Raw genomic sequence first — 6,868 nt, forward strand, 5'->3', positions numbered from 1 at the left:
AAATTCTTAGCCTATGTCCTATTTACAATACTATACTTTTAAGTTTTGAGATAAGTGCATCGGTAAATTCTCTTGTGCCCAAATTTCCTCCTAAGTCACATGTAAGATATTTTTTCTCTTTAAGCAAACTTTCCACTGATTTTTCTATTCTCTGTGCTGCTTCTTTTTCTCCAATATGTCTTAACATCATAGCAGCTGAAAGTATTATTGCCGTTGGATTAGCCTTATTTTTCCCTGCAATATCAGGTGCTGAGCCATGTGCAGCCTCAAATACTGCTGCATCTTCTCCTACATTTGCACCTGGCACAAGACCAAGTCCTCCTATAAGGCCTGATGCCATATCTGATAAAATATCTCCATATAGATTAGGCATTACAAGTACATCATAATTCTCAGGATTTAATACAAGCTTCATGCTCATAGCATCAACTATAACACTTTCAAACTCAATATCCTTATATTCCTTTGCTACTTCCTCTGCAGTTTTTAAAAACAATCCATCGGAAAGTTTCATTATATTTGCTTTATGAACAGCTGTAACCTTTTTTCTTCCATTTGAAACTGCATAATCAAAAGCAGCCTTAACTATCCTCTTGCTTGCCTTCTTTGATATTATTTTTACGCTTTCTGCAATATCGCAGCTTACCATATGTTCTATACCAGCATATAAATCCTCAGTGTTTTCCCTAAATATTACAAGATCCACATTGTCATATCTAGATTTTACTCCCTCATATGTCTTTATAGGTCTTATATTAGCATATAAGTTCAAACTCTTTCTCAAAGTTACATTTACACTTCTAAATCCCTTTCCAACAGGTGTAGTAACTGGGCCTTTAAGGCAAACTTTATTTTTCTTTATACTCTCTATTATATGCTGTGGTATTGGAGTTTTGTACTTCTCTATTACTGAAGCACCTGCTTCAAATATATCCCATTCTATATCTACTCCAGTAGAATCTACAACTTTTTTTGCAGCCATACAAACTTCTGGACCTATTCCATCACCTTTAATAAGTGTAACTTTATGTTTCATTCAAATGCCTCCAAACAATTTTATCTATTGTTAATTTCCTTCATCATATTTAAAAGTCCACCAAATTTTATCATATCTCTCTGTCTATCTGTAACATTAAATATCATTTCATATTTTTCATTTTTATCCTTATTTGTAACTATAACTATATCATTTTTAATCTGATTCAATGCATCTTCTATTACAAGTTTATCCATTATATCTATCTTATCATAATCCTCTTCATTCTTAAAAACAAGTGTCATTATTCCGTTATTTATTAAATTTGCCATATGAATTCTTGCAAAAGATTTTGCAAGTACTGCTTTTATTCCAAGATAAAGAGGGGCCAATGCTGCATGCTCCCTACTAGAACCTTGTCCGTAATTTATACCTGCCACTATTAATCCACCGCCATTTTCCTTTGCCTTTTTAGGAAAATCCTCATCACATGGAGTAAGGCAGTATTCTGCAAGATAAGGTATATTAGATCTATATGGAAGAAGTTTTGCATTTGAAGGCATTATATGATCTGTAGTTATATTATCTCCAACTTTTGTAAGTACCTTTCCAGACACAACTTCTTCACATGATTTTGCCTTTGGAAATGGCTTTATATTAGGACCTCTTACAACTTCAACATCTTCTCCTGTTTCAGCTGGAGGAACAATCATATTATCTTTAACAAGAAATTTATTCGGCATATCTATGGAAATTGGATCTCCAAATTCTCTAGGATCCGAAATGTATCCATTTATCGCAGAAACTGCTGCAATTTCAGGACTCACAAGATAAACTTGTGCAGATTTTGTACCTGATCTTCCTTCAAAATTCCTGTTAAAAGTTCTTAAAGATACTCCATTTGTAGCAGGAGATTGTCCCATACCTATACAAGGTCCACAAGCACTTTCAAGAATTCTAGCCCCTGCACCTACCATAGATGCAAGTGCACCATTTTCAGAAATCATATTTAAAACTTGCTTTGAACCTGGAGAAATAGTAAGTGATACATTCTCATTTACAGTATTTCCATCAAGTATATGTGCAACTTTCATCATATCTACATAAGATGAATTTGTACAACTTCCTATACATACTTGATTTACTTTAACATCTTTTAACTCTGAAACAGGTACTACCTTATCAGGGCTATGTGGACAAGCTACCATAGGTTCAAGTAAAGACAAATCTATTTCCATTTCTTCATCATACTGTGCATCTTCATCAGGTTTAACATAGGAAAAATCATCTTCTCTTCCCTGAGCTTTTAAAAATTCACGCGCAACATCATCACTTGGAAATATAGAAGTTGTAGCTCCAAGCTCAGCTCCCATATTTGTAATAGTTGCTCTCTCTGGTACAGATAAAGTAGCTACCCCTTCACCTGTATATTCAAATATTTTTCCAACTCCGCCTTTAACAGTAAGCCTTCTCAGCATTTCAAGTATTATATCTTTTGCAGTAACCCAAGGACTGAGTTTTCCCTTTAAATTTACTTTTACTATCTTAGGCATATTTATATAATATTCTCCGCCACCCATAGCTACGGCAACATCTAATCCACCTGCTCCAATTGCAAGCATTCCTATGCCACCACCAGTTGGCGTATGACTATCCGAACCTAAAAGAGTATCCCCTGGAACTGAAAATCTTTCAAGATTAACCTGATGGCATATTCCATTTCCAGGTCTTGAAAAATAAATACCATGTTTTTTAGCAACAGTCTGGATATAGAGATGATCATCTGCATTTTCAGGACCTGATTGAAGTATATTATGGTCTATATATGCAACTGATCTCTTTGTTTTAACTCTATCTATTCCAAGAGCCTCAAATTGCAAATATGCCATAGTTCCTGTAGAATCCTGAGTTAAAGTTCTATCTATTTTTATTGCTATTTCTTCTCCTGGTACCATATTTCCTTTAACTAGATGTGATTTTATAATTTTTTGTGTTACGTTTAATCCCATTTATATCCAATCCTCCATTTTATAAATAAAACCTATTTTATCTAAATTCAACAAGCTCTCTCTTCTCTTTTTTCAAGTACTTCAGGCATAAATTTCTTTACGAGAAGTTCCATTTCATTATTCCTTATTATACTTGTTCTTCCCATTTTATACTGGTTATCAATCCATTTTTTTATTTCTAAAATACCGCTATCTTTCTTTCCAACCTTATTATCACCTTTTAATCTATAATAACTGTTTATCCATGCTGCAATACCTGCTAATCCTGAATACTGATTTATTTCAATTACAACAGGTCTTCCAAGTATCTTTTTAGTATTAAATGCATTATATATCTCTTCATCTTTAAGCATTCCATCTGCATGTATTCCTGCCTTTGTAACATTAAATTGACTTCCAACAAAAGGCATTTTAGGATTTATATCATAACCTATTTGATTTTTAAAATAATTTGCAAGTTCTGTAATAATTTCAAAATTCATGTTTTTTATAGTACCTTTGATTTGTGCATATTGAAAAAGCATTGCCTCCATAGGACAGTTTCCCGTCCTTTCGCCAATTCCAAATAGTGTGGTGTTTACAGATGATACTCCATAGAGCCATGCCGTAGTTGAATTATCAACTGCTAAATGAAAATCATTGTGTCCATGCCACTCCATACATTCTTCAGGAACATTGCAATTTTTCTTCAATCCATAAACAAGTCCCTGCACACTTCTTGGAATATCTGTTTGTCCATATGGAACTCCAAGTCCCAAAGTATCACAAAGTCTTATCTTAATTGGAATTTTAGCCTCCCTTGACATTTCCATAAGCTTATTTACAAGAGGAACAACAAATCCATAAAAATCAGCTCTAGTTATATCTTCTAAATGGCATCTTGGTATTATTCCATTGTTTAACGCTTCTTCTACCACAGATAGGTACATATTTGCAGTTTCTTCTCTGGTTTTCTTGAGTTTCTTAAATATATGATAATCCGAGCAGGACATAAGCATTCCCGTTTCCTTTATGCCCATATCCTTAACCAATTTAAAATCTTCTTTATTAGCTCTTATCCATGAAGTTATTTCAGGAAATTTATATCCTCTTTCCATACAGATTTCAGCAGCTTTTCTGTCCTTTTCACTGTATAGGAAAAACTCACTTTGTCTTATTATTCCAGAATTATTATCCAGTTCATGAAGATAATCATATATTCTAACTATTTCCTCTAGTGTAAATGGCTCCATTGATTGCTGCCCATCTCTAAATGTAGTATCAGTAATCCATATATCATCAGGTATATTCATAGGAAATTGAACACCACTAAAAACTATTTTAGGCACTTCATCATATGGAAATATGTCTTTGTATAGATTAGGTTCTTGCACATTTTGCAACTTGTAATTATACATACACATCATCTCCTCCTCATATTGGCACTATATAAAATAACACGTTTTTGAATTAAATTATTCTAAATAATTCAATTTATGAATTTTACTTTCTTTTTAAAGAAAACATATTATTTACAACAAGATCCGAAATCCCTTATATATTCTAGAATATACAAGGTTCTTTAAAATGTTATGGTTATATTGTATCATCTTTACTAATTATAATCAAATATAAATTTTCTTATTTTTGACTTATTTTTATTTAAACTTTCATTTATTCATTGTAAATGATTTTAATCATATGTAATTGGACTCATATCAATTTAATTGTCTTAATATAACATTATATATATAATATAATAGGATAGTTAATAAAATTATTTTAGGAGGAACTATTATTATGATAAGAAGTATATTACTTTACTTTCTTCTTGTCCTATACATGATATACTCTCTATTTAAAAAGATAAAACTTGAGAGATTAAAAAAAACTGGGACTGAAAAGGAAGTTGAATTATACACATACAATTCAGTAAAAAAATGGTCTAATTTTATTTTAAAAGCAATAGGTGCAAATATAACTGTAAATGGAAGGGAAAATATTCCAAAAGGTGCATGTCTTTTTGTTTCAAATCATCAAGGATTTTTAGACATTCCAATTATAATCTCATCTGTAGATAGAATGGTTGGATTTATTGCAAAAAAAGAAATTAAAAAAGTTAAAATAATAAGTTATTGGATGGAACAAATCAATTGTATCTTTATGGATAGAAGCAATATAAGATCCTCAGTTAAATCAATAAATGAGGGAATAACAAAATTAAAAAATGGTCATAGTATGGTAATATTTCCAGAAGGAACTAGAAGTCGCGGTCCTAAAGTTGGTGAATTTAAAAAAGGAAGTTTGAAGCTTGCATTAAAATCAAAAGTACCCATTGTTCCTGTAGCTATAGATGGAAGTTATAAATTAAGAGAAGGAAATCCACATAGCAATTTAAAACCTTCAGATGTAAATCTTACTATATGTAAGCCAATATATACAGAAGATTTATCCAGAGAAGAAAGAGAAAATTTATCAGATACAATAAGAGAAGAAATTAAAAATTTAATAAAAGAATAGGCAGGTATATTTAAAATGAAATTTTCAAAAAAATTATATATTTTTGTTTTAGTTATTTTTTTCTTTATATCTATTTTATCTGGTTGTTCAAGTGTAGAAACATCAAGTGAAAAATCTAACTATTCAGGACTTAAAGTATCCTACATAGATGTCGGCCAAGGAGATAGTGAACTCATACAGGTAAATGGTAAAAATCTTCTAATAGATTCAGGACCAAATGACAGCGAAAGCAATATAATGACATATCTTAAAAAAGAAAATATAACGAAATTAGATTATGTCATTGCAACTCATCCTCATGAAGATCATATAGGAAATATGGCACAAATAATAAAAAAATATGAAATAGATTCATTTATAGCTCCAAAAAAAGTAGTAAATACGAAAACTTTTGAAAATATGATAGAAGCATTAAAAGAAAAAGATATGAAAATTACTGTACCACATCCTGGAGATACGCTTGATTTAGGAGAAAATGTAAAAGCTGAAATACTTGCACCTAATAGCAGCAGTTATCCAGATACCAATAACTATTCTGTGGTATTAAAAATAACATATGCAAATACAAGCTTTTTATTTACAGGAGATGCCGAAAAGACAAGTGAAGCAGAAATGCTAAATAATAATTATGATTTATCATCTGATGTATTAAAAGTAGGACATCATGGAAGTTCAACATCTACTACAGAGGATTTTTTAAATAATGTAAATCCCAAAATAGCAGTAATAAGCTGTGGAAAAGACAATAAGTATGGTCATCCAAATAGAAAGACATTAAATAATCTAAAGAAGAAAAATATACAAGTGTATAGAACGGACATAGATGGAACTATTGTACTTTTAAGTGATGGGGATAAAATTACAAAAGAATAGAAAAAAGATTAGGATAAATTTTGTCCTAATCTTTTTTAGCAAATTATCATGTAAAAAAGACAAATCAAAAATTTAATTGAAAATAAAAAAATGGCTCCGTGGAGAGGGCTCGAACCTCCAACCCTTCGGTTAACAGCCGAATGCTCAACCATTGAGCTACCACGGAACATTTTATCTGGCAGCTACCTACTCTCCCACAGAGCCTCCTCTGCAGTACCATCGGCACAATGAAGCTTAACTTGCCTGTTCGGAATGGGAAGGAGTGTTGCCTTCACGTCATTACCACCAGATTTCATAAATTACTATCAATTTATTTTTTATATTTAAGTTTATATAGAAAACACTTTTTATTACTGAAAAAATTATACACTGAAATATATTATTTGTCAATAATATATTTGAATATTATTCTCTGAAAATTGCACAGTAAGATATATATTTTGGTCAAGCCCTCGACCTATTAGTATCAGTCAGCTGAACATGTTACCATGCTTACACTCCTGACCTATCA

General features: G+C 31.3%; 5 protein-coding genes, 1 tRNA gene and 1 rRNA gene. 2 read left to right on the top strand and 5 right to left on the bottom strand.

Features of this window, described 5'->3' with window-relative positions:
* Window positions 1-22 precede the first annotated feature (22 nt).
* From H2684_RS02160 to H2684_RS02170, 3 genes are read right to left on the bottom strand one after another with little or no spacing between them, the layout of a single operon-like run.
* Window positions 23-1,036, bottom strand: a complete 1,014-nt coding sequence (locus H2684_RS02160) for an isocitrate dehydrogenase (NAD(+)) (protein WP_182087700.1) — start codon at window positions 1,034-1,036, stop codon at window positions 23-25.
* Window positions 1,037-1,056: 20 nt separating this feature from the next.
* Window positions 1,057-2,985 (bottom strand): aconitate hydratase, encoded by a 1,929-nt coding sequence (locus H2684_RS02165; protein ID WP_182087701.1) that lies wholly within the window; start codon window positions 2,983-2,985, stop codon window positions 1,057-1,059.
* 47 nt (window positions 2,986-3,032) lie between these two features.
* Entirely contained in the window at window positions 3,033-4,382 is a 1,350-nt protein-coding gene (locus tag H2684_RS02170; protein WP_182087702.1) for a 2-isopropylmalate synthase, read from the bottom strand.
* Between the two features lie 382 nt (window positions 4,383-4,764).
* Here H2684_RS02170 and H2684_RS02175 point away from each other — a divergent pair, with 382 nt between their 5' ends.
* Together H2684_RS02175 and H2684_RS02180 are read left to right on the top strand one after the other, a co-directional pair.
* Entirely contained in the window at window positions 4,765-5,484 is a 720-nt protein-coding gene (locus tag H2684_RS02175) for a lysophospholipid acyltransferase family protein (RefSeq protein WP_182087703.1), read from the top strand.
* A 15-nt stretch (window positions 5,485-5,499) separates the two neighbouring features.
* Window positions 5,500-6,357: a ComEC/Rec2 family competence protein gene (locus H2684_RS02180; RefSeq protein ID WP_182087704.1), complete on the top strand. Its 858-nt coding sequence runs from the start codon at window positions 5,500-5,502 to the stop codon at window positions 6,355-6,357.
* Window positions 6,358-6,448: 91 nt separating this feature from the next.
* Here H2684_RS02180 and H2684_RS02185 read toward each other — a convergent pair.
* Together H2684_RS02185 and rrf are read right to left on the bottom strand one after the other, a co-directional pair.
* A tRNA-Asn gene (locus H2684_RS02185) sits at window positions 6,449-6,523 on the bottom strand.
* 7 nt (window positions 6,524-6,530) lie between these two features.
* Window positions 6,531-6,647: ribosomal RNA gene (rrf, locus tag H2684_RS02190) — 5S ribosomal RNA — on the bottom strand.
* Between the last annotated feature and the right edge of the window lie 221 nt (window positions 6,648-6,868).

Source organism: Clostridium sp. cel8, assembly GCF_014050525.1.
Taxonomy (GTDB): Bacteria; Bacillota; Clostridia; order Clostridiales; family Clostridiaceae; genus Clostridium_B.

What these genes read in the sequence shown, in the direction of transcription:
- H2684_RS02160 (WP_182087700.1), bottom strand. Translation starts at nt 1,036, where the DNA reads ATGAAACATAAAGTTACACTTATTAAAGGTGATGGAATAGGTCCAGAA.
- H2684_RS02165 (WP_182087701.1), bottom strand. Translation starts at nt 2,985, where the DNA reads ATGGGATTAAACGTAACACAAAAAATTATAAAATCACATCTAGTTAAA.
- H2684_RS02170 (WP_182087702.1), bottom strand. Translation starts at nt 4,382, where the DNA reads ATGTATAATTACAAGTTGCAAAATGTGCAAGAACCTAATCTATACAAA.
- H2684_RS02175 (WP_182087703.1), top strand. Translation starts at nt 4,765, where the DNA reads ATGATAAGAAGTATATTACTTTACTTTCTTCTTGTCCTATACATGATA.
- H2684_RS02180 (WP_182087704.1), top strand. Translation starts at nt 5,500, where the DNA reads ATGAAATTTTCAAAAAAATTATATATTTTTGTTTTAGTTATTTTTTTC.